The 2210-nt window shown below is 59.4% G+C and carries 1 protein-coding gene; it reads right to left on the reverse strand.

The window, feature by feature from the left end; all coding sequences use genetic code 11:
- Positions 1 to 113: 113 nt before the first annotated feature.
- The gene (locus tag CNQ84_RS20155) at positions 114 to 1916 is read right to left on the reverse strand and encodes an amidohydrolase (protein WP_096006534.1); all 1803 of its coding nucleotides are present in this window, start codon (positions 1914 to 1916) and stop codon (positions 114 to 116) included.
- Positions 1917 to 2210 lie beyond the last annotated feature (294 nt).

The following is a 2210-nucleotide window of genomic DNA, read 5'->3' on the forward strand; positions in this document are numbered from 1 at the left end:
AGTCTCGTTTCCCGCTCCAGTCGTAACAAAGAAACCGTCCAAGTGGCGGTTTTTTTGTGCCCAAATGGTCTTTTTCCCGCGACCACTGCTTCCGACGCTGGCTGGCGAGATCGTCAGTTGTTAAGCCCCTCGTACCAGGCGTCAAGCAGGTGGTGGGCGTGCGCCTGATCGGCAATCAGCGGCGGGCGTGGCAGAGAGCTCGCCTGGTCGCTTTCGCTGGCCTGATAGATAACCTTGTCGTCCTTGATCGTGGCCATGACGCGTAGTTGGTCGAGCGTTTCCGGATCGACGCTGGTCGGGTCCCTGGACAGGATTACAAAGTCGGCGATCTTGCCCGTCTCGATGCTGCCTTTGGTTTCTTCCTCGAACTGTTGCCACGCTGGCCAGATAGTCATTGCCTTCAGGGCAGTCATGACGTCCACACGCTGTGTCGGCCCCAGAATATCGCCGGAGCGAGTACGCCGCGTTACCGTAGCGTCGAGAATCCGCATGCTGTCGGGGAAGGCAACAGGCGTGTCGTGGTGAGAGCCGAACATCATGCCGCGTGCGCGTACCCAGCCGGTCGGTGAGATCTTCTCGGCGTTCGCGGGGCCGACAGTATGTTCGCGGTGCCAGTCGCCCCAGTAGAAGGTGTGCATCGGGAATAGTGACGTGAAAACGCCCAGCTCCTGGTAGCTGTCGACCTGATCTTCGCGCAGGAACTGGCCGTGAATCAAAACCGGGCGGTTACCGGGGTCGCCATATTGCTTCTGCGCGGCTTTGAGGGCGCTTATCAGCATGTCGGATGCTCCCTCGCCGTTGGCGTGGGTGATGATCTGCATTTTGTGCTGGTAGCACCAGTTGACCGAGTCCTGGACCTGTTTCATGGTCACTGCGGCGTAGCCTGCATAGTTCTCCGGGTAGTCACCAACCGGGTCGTAGTAGGGGCGGTCGCGCAGGGCTGTAAACCCTTGCGGGGAGCCGTCGATGGTCAGCTTGCAACCGCCAGTGCGAACGTGGCCGGTGTAGGTGTGCGATACATGGGCTTCAAGATAGTCTTTGGATTCGAGCACGTCCGGGTAGGCGATAACGTCAATGGGGAGGTCGCCGGCCTGGTCAACGGCCTTCAGTGCCTCGACAACGCCGCCAGAGGAGCGCCCATCCTGCGCGGTGGTGTAGCCGAAACGAGCCCACATTTCAGCGCCCGCCTTGGCAAATATCTGCATGCCTTCCGGGCCTAGCCCGGAGAGCATCGGCATCAGCGCAGTGAAGAACGCATATTCCTCCAACACCCCATTGGGATTGCCGTCGCTGCCTCGTTGAATGACGCCGCCGGGAGGGTTGTCGGTAGACGCGTCAATGCCTGCTAGCTCGAGCGCTTTGGAGTTGGCCACACCGAGATGGCCCGACTGATGCACGATCATGATGGGGTACTCGGTCGATACTGCATCCAGATCCTGTCGGGTGGGGTGACGTAGTTCTGCCAGCTGGGCGTTGTCGTAACCAAATCCGATGATCAGTTTGATTTTTTTGACCGCGGCTTCGTTTTCTTCCATCCACGTACGCAGTGAGTCCTGGAGGCTGGCGATATCGGTCACCTTGCCATCAGGTGGCGCCAGCAGGTTGGCTGATAGCGCTTGAAGGCCGCCCATGACGACGTGACCATGGCTGTCGACGAAGCCCGGAAGCATGGCGCGGCCGTGCAAGTCGAATACCCTGGTTGCGGCGCTATGGTGAAGTCTTATCTGATCGAGGCTGCCAACGGCGATTATGCGTCCGTCCTGGACGGCGACAGCCTCCGCTGTCGGCTGCTCGTCATTGATTGTCAGAATGGGACCGCCAAGGTAAACGGTGTCGGCTATCTCCTGGGCGCTGGTGATGCTGGCTGCCAGTAGGCTGCTGCCAAGGATGAGGGACCTGCAGGTGGTCATTGTCATGCTGTCTGCCTTCCTTGAGGCTTGCTGACGATTGGCTCAGGGGTAGGGTCTGGAATGAAAGTGTAGCCGTGTGGCGGCAGCTCGTTTGGCTGATAGGGTGGGTTGATCCAGGGGCCTGTTCAGGGGGGAGGGGGAGCCGAGATCACATTTGCTCTACAGGGAATGGATATAGTTGTTGACGAGGTGGAATGTGACGCATAAAATGCGCGCCACTTGCAGCGAACAACGCGCAGCAGGTAGCCAGGGTAACACCTCGGCATAGAGAAGTCCGGATACGTCCCCTTCGTCTAGTGG

The organism is Pseudomonas abyssi, assembly GCF_002307495.1.
Classification (GTDB): domain Bacteria; phylum Pseudomonadota; class Gammaproteobacteria; order Pseudomonadales; family Pseudomonadaceae; genus Halopseudomonas; species Halopseudomonas abyssi.